Origin of the sequence: Paenibacillus thailandensis (assembly GCF_042685365.1) — a bacterium.
Taxonomy (GTDB): domain Bacteria; phylum Bacillota; class Bacilli; order Paenibacillales; family Paenibacillaceae; genus Paenibacillus_AP; species Paenibacillus_AP thailandensis.
On the sequence record NZ_JBHUMY010000001.1, the window covers coordinates 709,786 to 732,140 of the forward strand.

General features: G+C 42.9%; 19 protein-coding genes. 4 read left to right on the forward strand and 15 right to left on the reverse strand.

Going from position 1 to position 22,355, the window contains the following annotated elements; genetic code table 11:
* Positions 1-3: 3 nt before the first annotated feature.
* From ACFSW5_RS03280 to ACFSW5_RS03315, 8 genes are read right to left on the reverse strand one after another with little or no spacing between them, the layout of a single operon-like run.
* Positions 4-672, reverse strand: a complete 669-nt coding sequence (locus tag ACFSW5_RS03280) for an NTP transferase domain-containing protein (protein WP_379269733.1) — start codon at positions 670-672, stop codon at positions 4-6.
* Positions 648-1,973: an HAD hydrolase-like protein gene (locus tag ACFSW5_RS03285; RefSeq protein WP_379269735.1), complete on the reverse strand. Its 1,326-nt coding sequence runs from the start codon at positions 1,971-1,973 to the stop codon at positions 648-650. The genes ACFSW5_RS03280 and ACFSW5_RS03285 overlap by 25 nt, the downstream gene beginning before the upstream one ends.
* A 19-nt stretch (positions 1,974-1,992) precedes the next feature.
* Complete coding sequence (locus tag ACFSW5_RS03290; RefSeq protein WP_379269737.1) at positions 1,993-3,585, reverse strand: hypothetical protein; 1,593 nt, start codon at positions 3,583-3,585, stop codon at positions 1,993-1,995.
* A 60-nt stretch (positions 3,586-3,645) separates the two neighbouring features.
* Positions 3,646-5,700: a glycosyltransferase gene (locus tag ACFSW5_RS03295; RefSeq protein ID WP_379269739.1), complete on the reverse strand. Its 2,055-nt coding sequence runs from the start codon at positions 5,698-5,700 to the stop codon at positions 3,646-3,648.
* Between the two features lie 2 nt (positions 5,701-5,702).
* On the reverse strand, positions 5,703-6,941 hold the full coding sequence (locus ACFSW5_RS03300; protein WP_379269741.1) for a methyltransferase domain-containing protein: 1,239 nt from the start codon (positions 6,939-6,941) through the stop codon (positions 5,703-5,705).
* An 18-nt stretch (positions 6,942-6,959) separates the two neighbouring features.
* A complete protein-coding gene (locus tag ACFSW5_RS03305; protein WP_379269743.1) occupies positions 6,960-9,152 on the reverse strand; it encodes a glycosyltransferase in 2,193 nt (730 codons plus the stop codon).
* A 16-nt stretch (positions 9,153-9,168) separates the two neighbouring features.
* Positions 9,169-9,900, reverse strand: a complete 732-nt coding sequence (locus ACFSW5_RS03310) for an ABC transporter ATP-binding protein (protein ID WP_379269745.1) — start codon at positions 9,898-9,900, stop codon at positions 9,169-9,171.
* A 19-nt stretch (positions 9,901-9,919) separates the two neighbouring features.
* Entirely contained in the window at positions 9,920-10,711 is a 792-nt protein-coding gene (locus tag ACFSW5_RS03315; protein ID WP_379269747.1) for an ABC transporter permease, read from the reverse strand.
* 208 nt (positions 10,712-10,919) lie between these two features.
* Here ACFSW5_RS03315 and ACFSW5_RS03320 point away from each other — a divergent pair, with 208 nt between their 5' ends.
* The 3 genes from ACFSW5_RS03320 (at position 10,920) to ACFSW5_RS03330 (ending at position 15,261) form a co-directional block, all read left to right on the forward strand.
* Positions 10,920-13,208, forward strand: a complete 2,289-nt coding sequence (locus ACFSW5_RS03320; RefSeq protein WP_379269749.1) for an O-antigen ligase family protein — start codon at positions 10,920-10,922, stop codon at positions 13,206-13,208.
* 496 nt (positions 13,209-13,704) lie between these two features.
* On the forward strand, positions 13,705-14,727 hold the full coding sequence (locus tag ACFSW5_RS03325; RefSeq protein WP_379269751.1) for a peptidoglycan DD-metalloendopeptidase family protein: 1,023 nt from the start codon (positions 13,705-13,707) through the stop codon (positions 14,725-14,727).
* Positions 14,728-14,751: 24 nt separating this feature from the next.
* Positions 14,752-15,261 carry a bactofilin family protein gene (locus ACFSW5_RS03330; RefSeq protein ID WP_379269753.1) on the forward strand — a complete coding sequence of 170 codons (510 nt, stop codon included), beginning with the start codon at positions 14,752-14,754 and terminating at the stop codon, positions 15,259-15,261.
* A 311-nt stretch (positions 15,262-15,572) separates the two neighbouring features.
* Here ACFSW5_RS03330 and ACFSW5_RS03335 read toward each other — a convergent pair whose 3' ends face one another.
* The 7 genes from ACFSW5_RS03335 to ACFSW5_RS03365 all read right to left on the reverse strand — a co-directional run bounded on the left by ACFSW5_RS03335 (position 15,573) and on the right by ACFSW5_RS03365 (position 21,458).
* Positions 15,573-16,364 (reverse strand): ABC transporter permease, encoded by a 792-nt coding sequence (locus ACFSW5_RS03335; RefSeq protein ID WP_379269755.1) that lies wholly within the window; start codon positions 16,362-16,364, stop codon positions 15,573-15,575.
* Entirely contained in the window at positions 16,357-17,274 is a 918-nt protein-coding gene (locus ACFSW5_RS03340) for an ATP-binding cassette domain-containing protein (protein ID WP_379269757.1), read from the reverse strand. The genes ACFSW5_RS03335 and ACFSW5_RS03340 overlap by 8 nt, the downstream gene beginning before the upstream one ends.
* Before the next feature lie 91 nt (positions 17,275-17,365).
* Entirely contained in the window at positions 17,366-17,626 is a 261-nt protein-coding gene (locus tag ACFSW5_RS03345) for a hypothetical protein (protein WP_379269759.1), read from the reverse strand.
* A gap of 303 nt (positions 17,627-17,929) precedes the next feature.
* Positions 17,930-18,868: an LCP family glycopolymer transferase gene (locus ACFSW5_RS03350; protein WP_379269762.1), complete on the reverse strand. Its 939-nt coding sequence runs from the start codon at positions 18,866-18,868 to the stop codon at positions 17,930-17,932.
* A gap of 18 nt (positions 18,869-18,886) precedes the next feature.
* Positions 18,887-20,257, reverse strand: coding sequence for a mannose-1-phosphate guanylyltransferase (locus ACFSW5_RS03355; RefSeq protein ID WP_379269764.1), 1,371 nt, complete (start codon positions 20,255-20,257; stop codon positions 18,887-18,889).
* 26 nt (positions 20,258-20,283) lie between these two features.
* Positions 20,284-20,967 carry a CpsD/CapB family tyrosine-protein kinase gene (locus ACFSW5_RS03360; RefSeq protein ID WP_379269767.1) on the reverse strand — a complete coding sequence of 228 codons (684 nt, stop codon included), beginning with the start codon at positions 20,965-20,967 and terminating at the stop codon, positions 20,284-20,286.
* A gap of 56 nt (positions 20,968-21,023) precedes the next feature.
* Positions 21,024-21,458 carry a hypothetical protein gene (locus ACFSW5_RS03365; protein WP_379269769.1) on the reverse strand — a complete coding sequence of 145 codons (435 nt, stop codon included), beginning with the start codon at positions 21,456-21,458 and terminating at the stop codon, positions 21,024-21,026.
* Between the two features lie 273 nt (positions 21,459-21,731).
* Here ACFSW5_RS03365 and ACFSW5_RS03370 point away from each other — a divergent pair, with 273 nt between their 5' ends.
* Complete coding sequence (locus ACFSW5_RS03370) at positions 21,732-22,100, forward strand: helix-turn-helix domain-containing protein (protein WP_379269771.1); 369 nt, start codon at positions 21,732-21,734, stop codon at positions 22,098-22,100.
* Positions 22,101-22,355: the final 255 nt, after the last annotated feature.

The window sequence follows — 22,355 nt, forward strand, 5'->3', positions numbered from 1 at the left end:
CTCCTATCGATCCGTTGCTTCGATAAACTCCAACATTTTATAGTAATCTTCCCCGTATGTTATCTCTTCCCATACTATATCGAGTTGTTTAATATTCTTTTTTTCGCATCTATTAAAAATATCGGTGATTTCAACTTCCCCACGATCAGATAATAATACAGGCTGTTCCAATACATCGTCTTTATTTAAAATCATATAACCGGCAAAAAATGCACCTGAAGTAAATTTATGAGGCTTTTCAATGATTTTATTGTCAACAATGGCGGCAAATCTTTTGTTTTGTTCGTTCTCTTCTTTAACAACATAAGTTGCAATGTTATCCATCGAATTATCATTTAAAATGCCTCTATAATAGTTATCTCCAAACAATACAATGAACCTGCCACCTGCACATCGCGCGCCGGTTAATAAAGACATTCCGGTACCTTCAGGAGATTGAGGACGTTTAATAAGAATAATAATATCATTTTCAACCTCCCGGATATATCTTCCTTTAAGGTAAGTGAAGACTTGTTCATCGTAATATACAACGATGATTTTACCTATATTATTTCTAATGCAAAAGTCAATATTGTAATCTAGCAACGTTTTATCTCTAAATTTCTCTAATATCTTATTTTTTCCGTAGCGCTTGCTTAGTCCTCCGGCTAAAATGATTGCTGAATCGGCCATTTAACTAATTCCTCTCCAATGTTAAGGGTTATTTTTTTTGCTTTGAGAAACTCCACTTCACTCTGTTGTTTCTTGTATTTAAGTAATCTTAACCAATGACTGAGCTCTAAAATTTCTACCACTCTTGATTTTGCACCTGAATATTTGAGTATGTCGGTTCTTAATTTAGATAGTTCGTTCAGGTTAATTTTGTTGGTAATTCCAAAAGTATATTCGTACCCTCGAGCAGATTGTAAAATTTTTGCAAGATCTAATAACCAACTACTATACAGGTCAACCTGATAGTTCGGATCAATTACAACTAATTCATTTTCATCTACTAAAATATTTGATAATGTTAAATCTCCGTGACTAAACGACCTTTCTTCTTCTAATAACAACCTGTTCTTTTCTAATTGGAATATACATAACTCAAAAATCTCCATCAATCCAATGTCATCAGTAAAAAAATGCTGATGCTCTTTGATTCGGTTGATATATGTGTCTAAGCTTGCATTATTCTTAATATTAATTTTTTTAATATCCTCTATTAATTGAATAAGCTTTTTAAAGTGGATTCTCCCATCATACACATCACACAATCTACTGCCTTCTGTAAAGCTCATAATAATTTTTTCATAGTTAGAAAAATAAATCTCGGGGGTTCTGATTCCAGAATCTTTTAAAATACCGATAGATTGATTACTTTTAGTTATTTTATCAATTACTTTCCCTTGTCTTCTAATTTTTTCTCCGCTTCCCCCTTTGTACTCTTCTAGATATAAATCTACATGTACAATTGACAATTTATTAGAAATATTATGCAATTCTGCTGCTTTCTTTGCTGAAATCTTCCCAGTATCACTGTCTTCATATACAGTATAATTATTCGCAGGATATAGCGAAATTGCAGTATAATAAGGATCAGGATCCGGTTTAACATTCTTTACTCTATCTCTTCCGATAACATCAATCACATCACTAACACCATAATATGTTAATATATATCTTATGTCATCAGAATGAGCGTTTGAAACTATTACTTTATTTGGTAACGAAAGAATGTCGTAATTCGGAATAGTGTATTTCGTATAATTTTTATAATTATTTTTTTTATACTTTTTGATCTGCTCTTTTATTTCTTCACTAATCTCATACTTCTCCAAAAGTGAATTGATACTTTTGCCCTCAAATTCAATAAAATCGGAAAGGATAAAATCCACACCATTCGCGTTAAAAGCTTCCCTGTATGCCTCTTGTAAAGCTTCTCTGGTATTAAATAAAACCTGATCAAAGTCAACTAAATTAATATGATCCCACACAATATTCTCACTCATTTCATCACATATTTTTACTAGTATATTTCTTTCTTTTCTCTAATAAATATACGATTATTACAAAAAAACCGGCTAGATACATAGGGTAGTAATACATGAAATAGCTTCCTGGTTGTAACAAGAATAATAGCGGAATTCTAGCCAAGCAAATAAGACTCATCCAAATTAAAGGGTCTCTTATTGAATTAATTCGAATTAAAATTAAGGACAAAAATAATAATATAGGAGTAAAGTTCCAAAATACCATCATTAGACTTGTATGTCCGAGTTTTGATCTACTAAAATCCAAGTACTTGACAACAATTGAACGTATATCAGAAATCATCGGTTTATTAAATGGATTACTTAATAAAGACTCGACTGCATCATTTTGTTCATTATTTCGTAAGTAGAAACTAATGTAATCTGACGTGTATTTACCATTCTCTGAATAACCAGAAGCCCCTAGTAATGTCCTTGTTCTTGCCGATATGAATATATCGGGATTTTGAAGTACTAGTTTAACATATTCCTTTTTAAATTGATCTAATTGCTGGTTCGTAAATCCCTCTTTAACTGCTCCATTCCAGAAACTCGGGGTTTCGTAATAATCCGGCATAGTCTTCATCAATTCAACATCTACAACACTATTAATTATATCCAAATTAATATTATTCAGATTTGCATTTCTATCAGATAAAATGTTTGAAATTGGGTTAATATATGCGGTTAATTCATATCTCATTTTTGTGGAGTTGTCTTTATTGAAAATATAATAAATATTATTAATAAACAAAACTCCGCACAAAGCAACAATGGTGAATAATACAATCTTCTTCGTATACTTTTTACCAAGGGAGATTAAAAGAAATATTGGAACAACAGCTAAATGATATATTCCTTCCGTTCTCCAGGTTGATAAGACCACGGTTAAAAACAGAATGACAACCAGAGCTCTACTCGTCCCCAATTTGCTTTCTCGAGAGTAAAAATAAAGCAATCCTATTAACAACAACTCCAACATCGCTATCATTGTGCTTCTAAAAGTCATCAATGTACTAAAAATAAAAGCTGGCCATAAGATCAAACATACTATTATTAGATACTTCAATCTCTTTATTGCGAAATGAATTTCTAATTTTGTTATAACCCAAGATGTAATAGCAGACATAAAGAAGACTTGTATAAAGACGATCGTTCCTGCAGATGGAAATAAATATTGCGCAAGGATAAAGAAATAAGATGTCAAATAAGATTGCCAATACTCTAATAGAAAATAGGTTGACGATTGATAAACCCAAAATTCATCCCAAACAAATATTCCAGGCCAACTAGCGGCTAACCACAATAAATATGGTACGAAAATTAAAAGAAAATTTCGTAACCAATACTTTATGAATTGATCATTTCGCCGCTCTATTATATGAAAAATAAAAAATGAAATTATAAAAACACAAATAAAATAGAGGGCCTTTGAACTAATATAACCCGCTTGGCTTTTTATTCCATTACTAAATAATGTTTCAGTATAGAATGATATCAAAAGTAAAAGCACTGCAGAACAGAAAGCATATAAACTTATTTTGATGTTCCGGCTTGTATGAAATATCTGTACCACAAATTACACCTCTATTTAATTACTCTGGATACCTTTTTTGATTTATGTCACTCTTAACCTTTAAAAACTAGGGTTATCAAAAGAGTAAGCCGGACCATTCGAATTCAAAATATTAAATATTTCAAATGAAAACATAGAATAAAACTCTCGATGCTTATCGGTAATTAAGCGGTATAAATAAGTTTGATTATCTACATTAAACTGTCTTGACATAGAATCAGGCCTAATTCTATAGATAAATAATGGTTCTGTTATTACGACTCCCCTACAATTTGCTTCAACCATACTTATGGCACTTTCATAATCTTCCATGCCGTAGACCATTTTTGGATCATTTTGTCCATGTAGAATAAAGTCTCTTTTTTTATAAACCAATGCACTACTGTTAACCGAATTATGAACTAAAAAATAAGGCGGTTCTGGGTTCCACGTAATCCACATACCGTTGGAACCATCAAAATACTGCGTCCAACAACCTACGAAGCTGACATTGTCATAGGCCTTTAAAATATTTATGGCTTTAGTATAATATTCAGTTGCGACTTTATCGTCTGCGTCTAGAAAAGCCAAATATTTTCCTCTAGCGTGTTTAACGCCTTCATTTCTTGCATTTGCAAGACCACCATTTTTTTTATGAATCAGTTTTACTGGATATAATTTTTCAATTTCATTCAATACCTCAATACTATATTCGTCATTGCTTCCATCATTAACTATGATTATTTCAAGATCGTTATAAGAAACTTCCATAAGAGAGTCTAATGTTTCTTGAATCCAAGGCCCCATATTGTAATAAGGAATTACTACACTTAACAAATCATCAATCTCATCTCTAATCAAATTTTCGTCACTTGTATTTTTTTTGAGATCGAATTCATGTATAAACGGATATTTACGATTATTTTGTTTTGGATTCGAACGAATTACATTCTCCCACAGATTAATTTTCTTCTCATACACTAATTCATAAGAACAAAACTTACTGATCTTGTCTCTAGCCTCTAATCCCATGGAAATAATCTCTGAATCTGTAAGTTCTAAGATTTTGCTAAAGTTTTTTTCAAATGAATTAAAATCATGGATGTCAAATAGGAACCCGTTCACCTGATTGTCTATGATTTCACGTTGGCCACCACTATCTGAAGCCATAACTAACTTTCCTCTAGCCATCGCTTCCACTACTGCATAAGAAAAACTCTCAAAAAGAGAAGGAACAAATACAACCTTCGCCTCTGAAATAATTTCAAATGCTTCTTTCTGTGGAACTAACCCTTCGAACTTAATGAATCCGTTATCAACGTATTTTTTGTATTTCTTTTTCAAGTAGTCGGTAAATGAAGAGTTTTTAACAGAAAAGAATCCATCACTACCAATAACCCGAAGTTTTGATTTCAATCCCGTATCCCAAAATTCTTTTAAAAAACTAATCAATTGATCTAGTCCTTTAGGATAATGAGCCCTTCCAAAGAATACCATATCATCGGATACATAGTTATCGAATATTTCAACAGAATCAACTGAATATGGATTCGGAATGACATGTACATTCGATAGGTTAACTTTCATTCTGTCTGAAATCTGCTCAACCAAATATTGACTCGGCGAAATCACTACATCAGCCGAGAGTATAGAAAACTTCTCCAATTCGCCAATCCAAAAATCAGGAAACTTAAATTGTGGACCTTGACCAATCTCATCAATAATAAATTTAGGTGTATGTAAATTTAAAGATATAGGAATATCAATCAATAAAGAATTAAGTTGTTTTTTTCTGTGAAGCAGAAAATAAGCAATACCACCATATTCCTGAGTTTCTATAATATCCGGTCTACCTACTTTTGTTATTAGGTTCTCAATATGATCTGCAAAATCATAACTTAACGCAGCCATGTACCCCATATTATTATAAATTTTATTCAAACCAGGCTTAAATCGATAAACAATTACTCCTTCTCTGACCGACTCGTCAATGGCGACATCAAGATTACTGTCTGGAACAATTACTCTGACCTGATGCCCGTGTGCATTTAGTAATTTCGCTGTGTTGTGACAGTAGGTACCTATTCCTCCACCGTAAAAAGGAGGATACTCTGTAGTCATTAACCATATGTTCAAGCTTAAACCCTCCCTTTGTTACCGATCAAAATAAAAACTCCATTTTTAATTTTTTTAAGGATCCTACCCATTAATGTCTTGTCCATGAATGCTCTATAGATACCAACAAGTTTCCAACTTTTCATAGCAAATATTTCGTTAAGTTGGTTTTCATAAATAGCTTTTTCTTGTCTTACTGTATTAAGTAAGTGCCATAACTGCTCTTTTTCTTTTATCTGAGAATTAATAACATCTTTATAAGTACTAGTATGTTCTGAGATGTATGATATCCTTTTCTTTAATCTCTCTTTATCCTCCATCAAGAATTCTATCTGACTTTGGAACCTTTTAACATCCTCTTTTTTCTTTTCTACTTCATTGACTAGTCCGTCATATTCGGCTCTTAGTTTGGAAAGTTCTTGCTCATATTCATTAAGTTTATCTAAGTATAAAATTTTATCTCTTTCTAAAACTTTGATTTTTTCTTGGTATTCGGCTACATCTTCTGAATATCTATTCCATAGATTCTCTAAGGGTGTTCTGTTTACTTCATGACATATACTAGCGATGTTCTCTGTAATTTCGTTATTAGAGCATACAGCCAACATATACAAATGATTTTTGATCTCTTCACTCGGGGCACTATCTATGTGTTCCCCTGATATTTTTATTTTTTTATTCATTAATAATTTATCAATACTATTATTACTCTCCCATAAAAAGCTGCTCATATTAACTTCTTGAAGATAGATCCTAACATTAGTGAAAAGAGTTTGAAGAATAGCTTCAAATTCTTCTTTATACCATTCTCTTAGATGAAATGGATTTTTGGCCTCAAAAAGATCGGTTCTTGTCTTATCTGGAGTAGAGATAAGTAATATTCCATCCGGTTTAAGAATTCTCTTTATTTCATTAAGAAACTCAATTTGGTCATTTTCATTCATATGCTCAATTGTTTCAAAGGACACTATGATATCAATCGAGTTATTTGGAATTTCAATCTTTTTAGCATCACCACAAAGAAATCTTAAATTTTGATTTACATAGCTATTCTTTGCAATTTCAATTGTTTTTGGATCAATATCCATCCCAATAACTTCTTTAGCCTGTTTTGAAAGTTGGTAAGCCCCGTATCCTTCGCCACATGCAATATCTAACACAACTTTTCCCGTTACAAACTCTTGAGCAATTAAATAGCGATGCCAATGAAACAATAACTCTACATAATCTTTTGATTTTGTTTCAATTCTTTCCACTTCCATTTTTATCCCCCAATTATTTCATCGTAGTAATTTATTCATTTTGAGTTTAAAAAACAACTTTATTATTCTAGACCCCCACTTGGAATTTGCTAATCGCATCAATTCTTGCTTTTGAGACCCAATTGAACTTTGCTCATTATATGCGAGTGAAACCGGGGGATAATCCAGAGTAGGATTGTCCCATAAATAACCTGGACCATTAGCATCAATCAAATTAAATAATTCTAAACCATATTTTTGATATAAGCTTGAATTGAATTCAGATAATCTCTGTCTCAAATATATAATAACATCTCTATTAAATTGTCTTGACATCGAATTGGATCTAACCCTGTAGTGTACCAAGGGTTCCGGAATACTAACACCAATACAGCCATTCGATGCCATAGCTACCCACCCTTCATAGTCCTCCATCCCGTATTCCATTGCAATCTTATTCTGGCCATAATTTATAAAATCAGATTTTCTTACCACTACAAATGCAGCTAACATATTCGAAGCAAGAAAATATGGGAACTCAGTATTAAAGGTTGGCCATACATCGTGACTATTTCCAAAATATTTTAACCAGCTATACACGTAAGAAACATTTTTATATTGGTTTAAAATATTAATAGCCTTCGGATAAAATTCAGGCTCAATTAAATCGTCTGCGTCTAAAAATGCTATATATTCACCCTTTGAATTGATCGCTCCTACGTTTCTAGCATTAGCTAATCCTCTATTTTGAATATCTATAATTCTAATTTTCGAATGGTTTCGGTATTGATCTAATACTTTTATACTATTATCATCGTTCGTCCCGTCGTTGACGATTACTATTTCAATCGGGGTATAATTTGTAGCTAATGCACTCTGAATCGTCTCTGCCAGATACTCACCAAGGTTATAGTAAGGAATAACGATTGAAAGGAGACCTTTTTCATACTCTTGTCCTATGTCTTCACCAACAGCTATTTTATATTCTTGAATTAGTGTAGGGAAAGATTGATTGGAACCGTCATTTTTTAATTTATCTATTACTTTCTCAAAAAAATCCACTCTTTGCTTTAAATTATCTGTTATATTGCACATCTCTCTGATTCTATTATGAGAAACTTTACTCATTTTCTCGAGCTGCGTGCTATCCAGGTTAACAATTCGAGCTAGTTGTTTTTCAAAGTCACCCGAAATGTTCCAGTCAAATAATAAACCAGCAAGTTCATCATCCTGAACCATCTCAGCTTGCCCTCCCGATCTTGAAACCAGCATCGGTGATCCCAACCACATCGCTGATAAACAAGTATACGGGTAGTTCTCATAAAGTGATGGAACGATAACGGCCCTAGCAGCTAATATTTCAGGATTTAATTTTTCAGGAGGAACTGCATTACAAAATACAAGTTTATTTTGTTTGATCCTATGTGCATATTTCTCTTTTAATATTTCACCTAAATTACGTGCTTTCGGATGAAAATAGGTATCCCCACCTATGATTTTCAAAGTAAACTCTTCTCCATTTGCCCAGAGCTGTTCTGCTCCTTGAAGCATTTGACTTACGCCTTTTCGATACTCTGTTCTTCCGAAATACAACAATGTCTTACTGTTATAATCTCTTTTATAACCTTCAGAATAATCATCTATATAATACGGAAGATTTATTACTTGAATTTCTTTTTCTGGTACATATCGCTGTAACTGATCTTTTAAATATTGACTTGGACTAATGAGGGCGTCTGCTGCTTTTAGGCAAAACTTCTCCATTTGACCAATCCAATAATTTGGAAACTTATACATTGGAGCTTGGTTAACCCGATCTAGCTCAAAGGTCGGAGTATGTAAATGTACTACGATCGGGATATTAGCTAATATAGGTTCCAATTGCCACTTTTTCATAAGTAAATAATATCCAATGGCATTATAATCTTGGACCTCGATAACATCAGGTTTAACACCATCAATTTTTATCTGATTAATTACCTCATTTGCAAATTGATAGGCTAGCGCGGCCCAATACCCCATAAAGTTATAATGTTCGCCTTGCATATGTTTAAATCTTATAATGCGCAAGTTAGGCAATGGGCTTTCTACTTGCGATTTTTTGTGATCTCTGACTATCACCGTTACTTGATGATTAGCTTTTGCGAACATTTGAGCAGCTTGATTTACATACATCCCAATTCCTCCACCATATTCTGGAGGAAATTCACTTGTTAACAACCATATATTCACTTACTCTCACCCAATTCTAATTCATATATTTATTCATAACAGTCTCTGTGTCCCCTACTTCGATTACCTTTCCTTTTTCAAGATAAGCCACACGATGACATAGTTCTTTAATTTGAGCAGCACTATGTGACACAAATAATACAGTAACCTTATTTTCAATCATTGTTCTTATTTTTTCTAAACACTTTTCTTGAAATTTATAGTCTCCGACTGACAGAATTTCATCCACTATCAATAACTCTGGCTCAACCACCGTGGATATTGAGAATGCAATTCTGGCCAACATACCTGAGGAATAATTTTTAAGTGGGACATCTAGAAAGTCCCTCGTCTCTGCAAAGTCAACGATTTCGTTAAACTTCTCTTCGATAAAACTTTTCTTATAACCAAGAATTGCTCCGTTTAAGAATATATTCTCCCTCGCTGTTAAATCCATATCAAATCCAGCTCCAAGTTCGATAAGAGGGACAATATTGCCGCAAACTTTTACTTCTCCTTTAGTTGGCTTTAGCACCCCAGCAATTACTTTGAGTAAAGTACTTTTACCTGCTCCGTTCAATCCAACTAATCCAAAAACTTCTCCTTTCTTAACATCAAAGGTTACCCTATCTAGAGCTAGGAATTCCTTGTAGTTGATTTGCCCTTTAAAAAATTTAATAAAGTATTCTTTTAAATTTTCTATTTTCTCAGTCTGTAAATTAAAATTCACAGATACATCTTTTACTGATATTGCTATATTATCATTCATCACAACCAACTCTTTCTGGTTAAATGTACAAGATGAATTTATCTTGCTTTTTATAAAAAACAAACACTCCTACAAGCAGTGAAATAATTGCATAGAGCGCCATATTAAGTTGTTCATAAACCCCCGGAATATGATGATATAGAATGATTTCCCTAAACATTTGAATTGTTTGTGTAATCGGGCTTAGTTCAACAAGTACTCTAACTGTATCAGGTAGTATTTCAACTGGATAAAACAAAGGTGTAAGAAAACTAATAGCTGTCAAAACAATACCATACAAATGTGCTAAATCACGAAAAAAAACAGCGGCGCATGAAAGGATCAGACACACTCCTACTGTAAATATAAAGTAATAAATCAGGGGTATAAAAAATAACAACATTGTCCAATGGAATTCAGTACGAGTACCTATAATAACTAGCACAATAGCAATTAATGAGATGAGTAAATTAACGAAACTAAAAATAGATTTGGATAAAGGAAACATGTATTTGGGAATATAGACTTTTTTAATTAGAGATGCATTAATATATATTGAACCTAGTGCGATATTTGTTGCTTCTGAAAAAAAGTTAAACAGAATAGACCCACATAAAAAATAAACAGGAAAGTTTGGAATGTTTGATTTAAACAATGTCGAAAAAACCAAAGTAAGTATAATCATCGTGAATAAGGGATTCAAAAGAGACCATACGACTCCGAGAATAGATCTCTTATATTTCACCTTGAATTCTCGTTTCACCAACTGAATCAATAAATACCTATACTTAAAAAAATTTTCAAAATACTTGTTCTTAAAATAATTTGTCATTTGGCATTTTCCCTCTCAGAGCAATTAACTTATATAAAAAATTGTAGTTATTTTAATATAGAATATAAAAACAAATGATTCATACAACAATAAATTTTCACGCCTATCTTTCAAATTTTTATCTATAGTCATCTACTATAGTCATCTTCGCCCCCATTTGCTAAAATACAATAGAGCACAATTTACCAAAACAAGGAGCACAAGATTAATGAGTACGTATTCTAGCAAGGGCAGAAAGAATGCCTACGGGAACATTCCGCTGCTGCAGTGGATCATGACGATTGGTGTCGGATTGTTCATCTTTATTTTCCCCTATAACCAGGCATTATTCAATGGCTATGCTTTTAATTTCGAAAGCAAAATTTATCCTGCCGTCATCTTTGCTTATATTCTATTAATTGTAACGGCTGTCTACCTGTTCCGGCAAAACTGGTCGCTGGCGAGCCACCGGGGCATTTTGTCGATTGGCGTCATGTTGTTTGCCGTCGTTTATTGGATTTCTTCCTTCCAGGCTGCGGCTCCTTATTACGCCAAGTTCATGACGCTGATCGTGTTTGCGCTTGCCGCCTTGTTCGTGACGGCGCTGTTTGCGGCCGAGAAATGGCAAATGCGCAAAATCATTGAGTACTCCCTTATGGGCACGTCTTATATTATCGTTCTGTTCGGCTTGCTGAACTTGTTTGGCCAAGTCTATTACCGTGACGCCATGTGGCTTTCCAGCACGGGTTACCGGTTGACTTCGTTTTTCCAATATTCGAATACATACGCGGGCTTCTTGCTTGCGTTGTTTTTCGCGACGCTCTATTATACTACAAATTGCAAACGCTGGTATATGAATCTGATTCATGCTTTGATGCTGGCGCCGATCTGGATTTCGTTTATGCTAACGTACTCCCGCGGGGCATTCGTCGTTATACCGGTTATTCTGCTCGCGTTGATTCCGTTCCTGAGCTTCATGAGACAGCTGCTGTACATCGTTTATATGGTCATATCGGTGGTCGTCTCCATGGCGTTCCTGGGCGTTATAACGAAGAACTCGGAGAAAATATCCGCGATCGTGCAGCCTACGGCTGAGCGCGGCCCCGATACGATCTCGCTGTTCAGCTCGCTGCCGTTGCAAAGCTGGCTGATGCTCCTTGCGGCCAGCGTAATTATTGCGGCGGTCATCATGCACATTCAGGTCCGCTGGTCCGCCAAACTGGAAGCCAAAGTGCAGAAGCTGGCCGACCGTCGCGGCTCGTTCCTGTTCGTTCCGGCGCTTATCGTCGTGCTTGGCGCGATCGCCGCGGCGCTGCTGCTTACGAACAATCCGATTCGCAGCCTGCTGCCCGATCCGATCGAAGAAAGGCTTTCTACGATTAACTTCCAGCAGCACAGCGTCTTGGAACGTTGGACGTTCTACGAGGACGGGCTTCGCCTGTCGCAGGACTATCCGTTGTTTGGCGCCGGAGGCGGAGCGTGGCAAGCATTGTTCCAACAATACCAAAATAACCCGTATTGGAGCAAGCAAGCGCATAGCTATTTTATCCAAACGCTGGTAGAAGTGGGCTGGATCGGCCTCCTGCTGCAGCTGGCCTTGCTCGCCTACTGTTACATCCTTTATATTCGTTTTTACGCGAAACACCCGGAACGCCGGGGAAGCCATTTGGTCTTTTTTATTTTCTCGTTGGCTTTGCTCGTCCACAGCGCCATTGACTTCGATATGAGTTACGTTTATTTAAGCGCGATTCTGTTTGTCTGTCTGGGCGCCATGCTGGCGCCGTACGGCAGCCTAATGGGACTGAAGAAGACTGCTGCTGCAGTTGAAACCGGCGGAGTGCCGGCTAAAGGCGGCAACACAAGCGCTAAATCTTCGAATGGCGAGACACGTTCATACGGCAAAACGATTTACGCATCTGCGATTGTCATCGCCTCTCTCGTGCTGCTCTTCGGCGCGATCCGGGAAACGAATGCAAATGGATCCTATTCGAAAGCGATCGGAATGGCTTCAAGCGGTTCGGCCGACATTAACGACCTGCTTGGCCCGATAAACAAAGCGATTGAGCTCTCTCCGAACCATACGCAGTTTTCGCTTGTAAAACTAGACTGGCTAAACCAAGTTTATCAAAATACGAGTGAAGAAAGATTTCTGAAAGAGGCACTGTCGACCGTTGACGCCGCCAAAAAGAACGACCCTTACAACCGTGATATTGTATTGTCGCGTCTCCAATGGCTCGGAAGAGCAGGAGACATGGAAGGGATGCTAACCGAAATCGAAGACGGTCTGGACAAATTCCGCTGGGATATTACGTTCTACGAAATCGCGATAGTAGAATACGTATCGGTTGGCGAAACCGACAGCTCCAAGAAGGAACAGTATTGGAACCGGGCCGCAGAGATTGGCGAGGAAGTGCAGCGCCGGATCGACAAGCTGAAAGACTTGCCGCCGGAACAGCTGCAAGGCCGCTCGTTTGATTATACGGACAAGATGAAAGAAGCTTTGGCCAAAATCCAATAGTTGGACAAGCCGAAGAACCGGCGCCCCCGCTCAGGGTTGGCGCCGGTTTTTTTTACGGCAATTTGCGTTGAGCTATCGTGAGATGGCTCGTGTTGCTGCAAAATAGCCGCGAGTTGAGCTTAGTGTTACGGTTTACCGTTAATCGCGGTGAATCGAGATGAATCATGATGAGTTGCATAGACAGTCGCGGTAACTAGGTCAAACTTGAGAAGTTGCATTTTGCAGTCAAGCGTGATGAACGGCGATGACTGGCGCCAAGTTACGGTCGAGGGCGGCTAGTCGTTCCAAGCTGCGAATGGCGATGAGCGATGGCGAAACATGGACAACCATTCGACTCGTTTTTTAATAGCGGAGAGGCTTGTTCCCCGCTTTTCTCATCGAATAAGACTGCCCAATCCTCCTGTTTGTCCGCGTTTTAAGTGGCATGTTTTATAGCGTGCCGGAATAAATAGCATTAGAACGTTCTAAATCTCCCCCGGCCGGAAGGAGAGATGCTTTGAAACGGGCGCGGAGCATGAAATGGTCGTTTGTTGTCATTAGAGGCGCCGATCAATCCGTCAAGCAATTCCGTGTTTCGAAAAAATCCGTCGTGGCCGCCCCCGCTGCGGCTGTTCTCGCGGTTACGGGCTGTCTTGCGGGACTGCAAATCAAGGCGGCTTACCAAGCCCGGGAGCTGAAGGACGTGATCGCCAAACAATCCGATCAGCTTGCGGAAACGGTCGCCGTCAAGGACCAAAGGATCGCCGCCTTGCAGCGGCAATTGGCCGGCATGTCGGCTGAAGCCGAGGAAGTGAAGGAGAAGGTCGAAGAGCTGCAGGGGCTGGAGAACAAGCTCGAGCAGTTTATCGATAAATACGGGGATCGCGTCAATCTTTCCAGCGGGACAGGGGAGGACGTTGCGGCTAACGGCGGTTCTCCGCACTCGGCCCGCTCCATAACCGAACCTTACGCTTCCGCTTACGCAGGCTCTTCCTCTATAAGCGAAATGGAGTCTGTTGCAACTAGTCCCACCGAGACCGAGGCCGACTTGGAGTCGGTGGGCGCAATTGCCGAAGGCATGAAGCGGTCGATGGAGGAAACGCTGCAGCGGGCCATTCTTGTGCGAGCCGCAGTCGACGCTTATCCGTCCGAATGGCCCACACGCTCGCGGCGGCTCACGTCCAGCTTCGGCTATCGCGAAGATCCGTTTAACGGCACCGTGAAATTCCATGCGGGTATCGACATCGCCGGAAAGTCGGGCGATCCCGTGTTCAGCGCGGCTGACGGCATTGTGGTCGAGACCGGCAGCGGCGGTTCGGAAGGCAACTATATTACCGTCGATCATGGCGGCGGTCTGAAAAGTATCTATATGCATTTGCTGAAAATCGAGGCGAAAGAAGGCGATGCCGTCGTCCGCGGCGAAAAAATCGGCCTGATGGGTTCCAGCGGCAGAAGCACGGGTACGCATCTTCATTTTCAAATTATGGAGAACGGCGAAGCCGTCAATCCGCTTCCCTACCTGAACAGTCCGTCAAGCTGACAATCCGAAGGAGGAATGCGCCGGATGCTCAAATCATCGAAGCGTCTCGCAGGCACGGATACGTTAATCGGCCACGGGACGCAAGCCGAGGGAAAAATGGTATGCGGAACCAACTTGCGCGTGGAAGGCGAATACCGGGGAGACATAGAATGCACGGGCAGCGTCATTATCGGAGAATCCGGTATCGTACGCTCGAATATTAACGCCAAGGACGTTGTTATTGCCGGCAAAGTCTACGGCGACGTGACGGCTAAAGAGCGCCTCACCATTACGGCGGGCGGCCAATTGCACGGCGATGTGGCGACCAGCTCGTTCATCCTCCAGGACGGAGGCATACTTAACGGCAATTGCCGCATGGAACATCGTCACGAGACGCGCATGCGGCCTTTGTCCGAAACGGAGCCTCCTGCGGCTCCCGCACCGACCATCAAAGATGCGGTTCAGGCAGCCCAAGCTGCCCAAGCCGCCCAGGCGGCTCAAGCTGCGCAAGCCGCCAAAGATCAAGCGCGCGAGAAGGCGCGTCAAGCCGGTTGACCGGGAAGGGAACCCCGACCGGCTGTCCGGCAAAAGCGCACCAAGTCCGCGGATGGAGCAAAGCATTCATGCCCGCCAGCGGGGCTGCGCACACAACAGACGGGAGGGGTGCAAACTCCCCTCAAACCGACTGAGCGAAAGGCGAGCCCCACGCGGTTTACAATGCTTGCAGGCGGTCGCGGATAACGATCGACAATCGTTTCAAAGGCTCAACCCAAACAGCAAGGCGCGGAAAATCTCTTTCCGCGCCTGTTTCCTTTATGGGGTGCCGCCTCGTTGCCGGGGTTGCTCTACGGCCCGGCCGCTTACGCTTAAGCCGCCACGTCCCGCTTATTGAAAATATACCATGTCAAGGCGATGAAGATGGCATAATAAACCGCCAGCACAAGCAGCGAGAAGCCGTAGCCCATTCCTTCCCGAAGCGGATTTCCGTTCAAATACTGCGTCAAATCCAGATGGATGAACAGCACGTAATCGACCCACTTCTTATCCATCATCGCAAGCAGCGGCGTAAAGCTGTTGACGACCACGATCAGAAAAATCGAGATCCCGATCGCAAGGGCGCTGCTGCGGAAGATGGTCGAGATCATAAACGCCATCGTTAGCGTAACGATTAACGTTATGATGTTGAGTCCATAATACTGCAGCTGATAAGACAGCGCCGAGCCGCTGTACGGAACGCCGAAAGCTTCGTTCGCCGTCTCGTTGCCGTAGCCGAAAAGCAGCATATTGATAAGAAGCGCAAAAACGAACAAAATGACGGTCAGCAAAATGCCGAACATCAAATTGGCGATATATTTGGACAGCAAAATTTTCGAACGGCTCCACGGCCGAATGAGAAGCAGCTTGATGGTGCCGGTCGCAAATTCGTCCGCCACGCTGCCGGCCGATATAATAACGGCGAATATCGTAACGAGCATGAACAGCAGCTGCGTCTCCAGTCCGAACATATACCACATCGTCGGTGGATCGTTCGTAACGCTGTACGCCACCAGCGAGATGCAAGCCTCAAGCAGCACAAGTATGCCTGCCATAATCCAAGCCCTTGGCCTGCGGTAAATTTTCATATTCTCATTCATGACGAGTTCAAAGAAGTTAAACAATGCGCTCGCCTCCCGTCACTTCAAGGAATTGATCTTCCAGCGACTTGCTTTGCATCCGAATGCCGTATACGCGGATTCCGGCTCCTACAAGCTTTGCGTTAATATCCGCCGCCCCTTCCCGGTCCGTTTCCACGGCGATGTCGCCTTCCAGCAGAACGGCCTGGATGCCGGCGGCCGAAAGCACGTTCAAGGCTTCCTCCGGCTTGTCTACCTCCAGACGGACCGTTCCCGCGCCGCTTTCCTTGCCGCCGTTCTTCAAATCGCGGATGTCGATCAGCTTGCCGTTCTGGATGATCGCGACTTTGTCGCACATCAGCTCCATCTCCGCCAGCAAATGGCTGGACACGAAGACGGCGATCCCTTCCTCCTTGGCCAAACGGCGCAAGTAGTCGCGAAGCTCCCGAATACCCGCGGGATCAAGCCCGTTCGTAGGCTCGTCCAAAATAAGCAGCTTCGGCCGGTGCAGCAGCGCCTGCGCGACGCCAAGCCGCTGCCGCATGCCCAGCGAATAACCTTTGACCTTGTCGTGGATGCGCGCTTCGAGCCCGACCAGCTCGACGACTTCGTCGATCCTCTCGTCGCTGACGCCTGGAACCATCCTCGCATAATGGATCAAATTCTGATATCCGGTCAAATATTTGTACATCTCCGGATTCTCGACGATCGCCCCAACTTGCCGAATCGCCTTCTCGAATTGCTTCGATATGCTGTAGCCGCCGATCCGGATTTCCCCGGATGTCAGCGACATTAGGCCTACCATCATCCGAATGGTCGTCGTCTTGCCGGCGCCGTTGGGCCCAAGAAAGCCAAACACTTCCCCTTCGGGCAAATCGAGCGACAACCGATCAATAATCGTTCTTTTGCCGATACGTTTCGTTACGTTGATCATCCGAACTATCGGTTCGTTCATCCAATCCCTCCTAGCCATAACTTAAACTATTATATACGAATGAGGGAGATAAAGGAAACGCCGCAGTTCGGAGGTCCGCATCCGATGCGGGTTATACCGCGCACTCGTACAAATGCCGTTCGACATCAACCCGTGCCATGTCCCCTGCGGAAGGGGCCGGCATCGCCAAGCATTCTTTGCCCTTCTCCTCCAAACCGGCGTTTCTTTCGGCTTCGGAATCATGTCCTTTAGAGCATGCCTCACAGCAGCCAAGGCTGTATGTATTGCGGAAAAACCCCGTTTTAAAAACGATGCTCGCCTTGCTTATCCCGACCATCTTGCCGCAGCCTACACAATAAAATTCGTTCGTCATTCGAATTGGCACCGCCCTATTATACTATATGTAGCTTTCTTTGCTTTATTATGATACGATTCGTATCTAAACTTTATGCCAATTATCGAATGCTGTCAATATAAATCTCGTTATTTGTCGTCTATCGTCGCAAAATTTTATTGTTAGCGCTTACATCCAAACGTAAAATAAAACGGCTGCCATGTTGCAGCTAAAGCCGAAGCACAAGCCGATTCGCCGCAAAACTATAACCGCTGCCTGTTTCCGCCGCTTTCTCTCTCCATAACCGATGCTCCTTTTTGTTCATCCGGCTATTTACGATGATTACTGCAGCTGCTCCTTCAATAAATCGTGAATTCGATTCCGCTCTTCGTCGGGCACGATGTAGTACCAGACTCCCCCGATCGTCTGTCCCCGGCCGCCGATTTCCACCGTCTCGATCCGCTTCAGCCCGGAGCGGTATTCCGCCATAAACCTCTTCATCTCGTCGAACGTGATATTCGTTCTTACGCTGCTTCCCAGCTGATCCAGCAGCTTCTGCACTTGAAGAATGCTCGTAAACGACAGCGTTCGCTTCATAACTTGAACGAGAACGTCCCGCTGTCTGCCGTTGCGCCCAAGATCGCCGCGGGGGTCTTCATACCGCATCCGGGAATAAAGCAGCGCTTCTTCGCCGTTTAATTTCAGCGGTCCTTCGTTAAACGTTATTCCGCTGTAGTCGAAGGCAAACGGGTTGTTCACTTCGACTCCGCCGAGCAAATCGATCAGCTTTGCAAAACCTTCCATATTGATCGTCACATAATAGTCGATCGGGTAGTCGAGAAAGGTTTCGATCGTGCTTTTCGACATTTCCGCTCCGCCGAAGGCGTAAGCATGGTTGATTTTGTCCGTCGTTCCGTGTCCGACGATCTCCGTCCGCGTATCGCGCGGGATGTTGAACATAAGAATGGAGTTTTTGTCCGGATTGACCGCAAGCACGATGATCGTGTCGGAGCGCCCCCGGTCGCCTTCCCTTTCGTCCACGCCCATGACGACAACGGAAAACGGGTGCTTGCCGCCGATCGCGGCAGGTTCGACTCCGCCTCCGTTCGAAACTTCCGGGTCCCGGCTGACGTATTCCCGGGGAGCGATCGGCTCGTACACCTCCGCTGCGGTATCCCGAACCGAGCTATAGATGTGCCAGCCGTATACAACGGCTGCGGCAGCGAGCAGCGCCAAGCCTGCCGCAGAGCCTACCAACGCATATTTGAGCCGCATGCTCATCTTGCGTTCCCTCTTTCCTCAAGATCGGATCTCTTCCCAGACGGTTGAAATGACGATTTGATCTTCCGGTTGGCTTATGCCGGGACCAAGCTGCAGCTCGACCCATTCCAGATCGGTCAACGCCCGCATGCTATGCCGCGCTCGAGCAGGAATGTCGACGGTGTCCCCCGTCTTTACGCGGCTGCAGCATTCGTCCAGCATCAATTCCGCTTCGCCGTTCAATATGGTCCATTTCTCATCCCTTCTCAGATGAAGCTCGTAGTCCAAATGCTCGCCCGCCCGCATCCGCATCAGCTTGACAGCCGCTTCATGGCCGTCCCCATAATGGATCCGACTCAGCACTTCCGCCTTTCCCCAACGCCTATCCTCCGACATGGGCATTTCGGTCGTATCCTTCACGGGAATCAAATCCGCAAGGCGCTTTCTCTCCAGCGATGCCAGATTGGCCACCAATATGCCCTCCCGGCTTGCCGCCACGACCGTATCGGACAAGCCGCATACGGAAAGCGGCACGTCAAGCTCGTTCAGCAGTACCGTTTGCTTGCCGCACCCCATCAGCTTGCCGTTCCGGCCGTTCGGGACATATTCGGCAACGGCCTCCCATGTGCCGAGCTCTTTCCACTCTCCGCTATACTCGATGACCGAAGCTTCCGCGCCGCTTCCGATATAATCCCGGCAGCTTCTCGGCTCGAGACGGGCATAGATCTTGAACAGCTCCTCGTATCGGACCGGCAATCCTTCCTCCATCAGCTTGTCGATCATAGATCCCAGCCGAAAAGCAAACGCGCCGCTATGCAGAAGCGCTCCTGCGCGTTGCAGCCGGATCGCTTCTTTGTCCTGAGGCTTCCCGTTATAGGCGATCACTTTGGAACAAAAATCCGCTTCCTCGCCGCCGGACTCGGTTATAATAACGCCTTTGGAGCCCGGCCGCTCTTGTTCGCCGGCTTTAACCCCGATCAGAATCAGCTGGGAGCTGCTGCTTCTCAGCAGCTTCGGCAAACTGCGGACGCAATCGAAAAAAGATTGTCCTACATATATATTGGCAGGGATGAATACGATAACTTCGTTCATCGACAAGCCGACTATCGAATGCAAATAAGCGGCCGACAGCAGAGCCGCCGAATATGTACCTCTTTCTGCGGGTTCTTTAATGACAGGCGCGCCGGTTCCAAGCTGCTTGTGAACGAGCTCGGTCTGACCGATTCCGGCGGCAATATAGGCATTCTCCTGCAAGTCGGCACGTTCGAGCTGGCGCCATATCCGCTGCGTCGACGATTCACGCCCGCCGGACGGATGCTCGAGCAGCGGAACGAATTGATCCGCGCGGCCCCGGTTGGCAAGCGGCCATAGATTTTGATTGGAGCTCCCTGCTAGCAGTACGATTTTCAATGCGGCAATCCCCTTTGTCCGAATAACTATTTGCCGTAATAAACGGCATACGCTTTTTTGCGTTCGCGTTTTTGCTTATTGTTGAGAACGACACCCAATACTTTCGCATTGACGTGCTCCAGGCTTGCATACAGCTTCTCGGCATGCTGGCGTTTCGTCACGCCGCCGCTTACCACGATCAGAACGCCATCGCATTTTGCCGCGATGATCAGGCTGTCGCTCATAAGCAAAGCCGGAGGCCCGTCGAATATGACCAAGTCGTATTGAGCTTTGAACTCCTCGATCAGCTGGTTCATTTTGTTGGAATTAAGCATTTCCGTCGGGTTGGGGGGCGTCGGTCCGGACGCCAATACGGATAATCCCTCGACGTCGGTCGGCTTCACGGCGTTCTGCCATGGCGATTCGTTCATAAGAACGGAGGTTAAACCGCTCAGATTGGAGACATTAAACCAGTGGTGAAGAGCAGGCTTGCGAAGATCGGCGTCCACGACAAGAACCCGTTTCCCCTCCTGCGCATACGTGACAGCGAGGTTGGCGGCAGTCGTCGTTTTGCCGTCACCGGGATTCGCGGAGGTGACAATAAGCGTCCGAATCGGTTCGTCCACGGACGAGTATTGGATATTGGTACGCAGCGTCCGATAGGTTTCGGATATCGGAGATTCGGGATTATAATAGGCAATCAGTTTTTTTTCCTGAGCCGGTCGCGGCATAATCCTCACCTGCCTGTTAATAGTGGCTATTCATTATTAAATGAATCGATATAGAACTAAACTTTAAACGCTTTATCGCTTAGTTTCCGGTACAGGCAATGAAGCTTATAATCTCTTGGATTTTGCCGAAGCAGCTCCTGATTTAAAATTCTAACCAGCAAGGGGCGAAGCTTATGCGGAGGATAAAAATCGACCCCGTATTCATAATGGTTTTCAATCTTGCTGCGCCAAGCGACATGACCGCGGACATTAAGGAGAACCCCTCCGACGTTAAATCTGAAATCGACGAGGTATTCCCGGTTTACCGGCAGCCTTAATCCGCTCATAAACGTCAGACTATCCGGATTCATGTTCAACACGACGATGTTGGCGTAAGCTTCGGACAACCTCTCGCCCTCATGGTTCATAAGCCGCAGTTCGCCTTTTAAACCGCTGTTAAACTTCAGCCGGGCGTAAGCCCGGTGACGCGCATATTCTCCCACTTTTTTCATTCACTCCCGATCGGCTTAACCGCGTTTGGTTAAAATCTATTCCTCGTGGCTGGCAGATATGTATGAGAAAAGGACAAACGGTTAACCCTAATGGATAGTTAGTTACAAATTGTATCAGTCTCACCCTTAAATTTAAGATACAATACGTATCATGTCAAGCAAAAAGGATGTATTCCAATAATTTTTGCGACGTTTCGTTGCAACCCAATACAAAAGGTATCTTTCCGAGTTAATATAAGGTTAGCGATATCGGGAATTTATAGGAGGAGAAAAATGGACATCGGAAGCCGAATTGCCAAGCTTAGAGAAGATCGGGGCTGGACTCAGGAACAGACCGCCAGCAAGTTGGGGATTTCCCGGGCAGCTCTTTCTCATTATGAAAAAAATCGCAGAGAACCCGATACAGACACGCTTGCCAAATTTGCTGATTTATACCAAGTAACGATCGACTATCTCGTGGGCCGGACCTTGAATCCTGATGTCACATTAAGCGAGGATGTTCGAAGCTTTGTGGATCATCTGGAGTTGTCTGATGAAGAAATATTGGAGAAATACAGCCTTAGTATAGATGGACGAAAGCTGACCGCTGAAGAAACCAAGCGCTTTATCGCCTTCGTCAGGGCGGAAAGAATGATGCAATGACAGCCTAACGTCTTGCCGCTTAATACCGGGCAGGCCATTTAGTGCGGGGAATTCCGATTTGCGTAAGTATATCCTCTACGTTTAATTCGACCGTCTTGACTGGAAGGCGGTCTTTCTCTTTCATTGGCGTTCCGATTTCTTCCATTGCGGCCATGCGTTCCCTTAACAAGGATTGTTGCTCTCCCGTTACGGTTTTGTTCTCCCCAATCGACCTGTTCTCTCCCATTATGATTACTCCTTCTTTCTCTATGTAAT

What these genes read in the sequence shown, in the direction of transcription:
- ACFSW5_RS03365 (WP_379269769.1), bottom strand. Translation starts at nt 21,458, where the DNA reads ATGAAAAAAGTGGGAGAATATGCGCGTCACCGGGCTTACGCCCGGCTG.
- ACFSW5_RS03345 (WP_379269759.1), bottom strand. Translation starts at nt 17,626, where the DNA reads ATGACGAACGAATTTTATTGTGTAGGCTGCGGCAAGATGGTCGGGATA.
- ACFSW5_RS03350 (WP_379269762.1), bottom strand. Translation starts at nt 18,868, where the DNA reads ATGAGCATGCGGCTCAAATATGCGTTGGTAGGCTCTGCGGCAGGCTTG.
- ACFSW5_RS03280 (WP_379269733.1), bottom strand. Translation starts at nt 672, where the DNA reads ATGGCCGATTCAGCAATCATTTTAGCCGGAGGACTAAGCAAGCGCTAC.
- ACFSW5_RS03360 (WP_379269767.1), bottom strand. Translation starts at nt 20,967, where the DNA reads ATGCCGCGACCGGCTCAGGAAAAAAAACTGATTGCCTATTATAATCCC.
- ACFSW5_RS03330 (WP_379269753.1), top strand. Translation starts at nt 14,752, where the DNA reads ATGCTCAAATCATCGAAGCGTCTCGCAGGCACGGATACGTTAATCGGC.
- ACFSW5_RS03310 (WP_379269745.1), bottom strand. Translation starts at nt 9,900, where the DNA reads ATGAATGATAATATAGCAATATCAGTAAAAGATGTATCTGTGAATTTT.
- ACFSW5_RS03300 (WP_379269741.1), bottom strand. Translation starts at nt 6,941, where the DNA reads ATGGAAGTGGAAAGAATTGAAACAAAATCAAAAGATTATGTAGAGTTA.
- ACFSW5_RS03315 (WP_379269747.1), bottom strand. Translation starts at nt 10,711, where the DNA reads ATGACAAATTATTTTAAGAACAAGTATTTTGAAAATTTTTTTAAGTAT.
- ACFSW5_RS03320 (WP_379269749.1), top strand. Translation starts at nt 10,920, where the DNA reads ATGAGTACGTATTCTAGCAAGGGCAGAAAGAATGCCTACGGGAACATT.
- ACFSW5_RS03370 (WP_379269771.1), top strand. Translation starts at nt 21,732, where the DNA reads ATGGACATCGGAAGCCGAATTGCCAAGCTTAGAGAAGATCGGGGCTGG.
- ACFSW5_RS03340 (WP_379269757.1), bottom strand. Translation starts at nt 17,274, where the DNA reads ATGAACGAACCGATAGTTCGGATGATCAACGTAACGAAACGTATCGGC.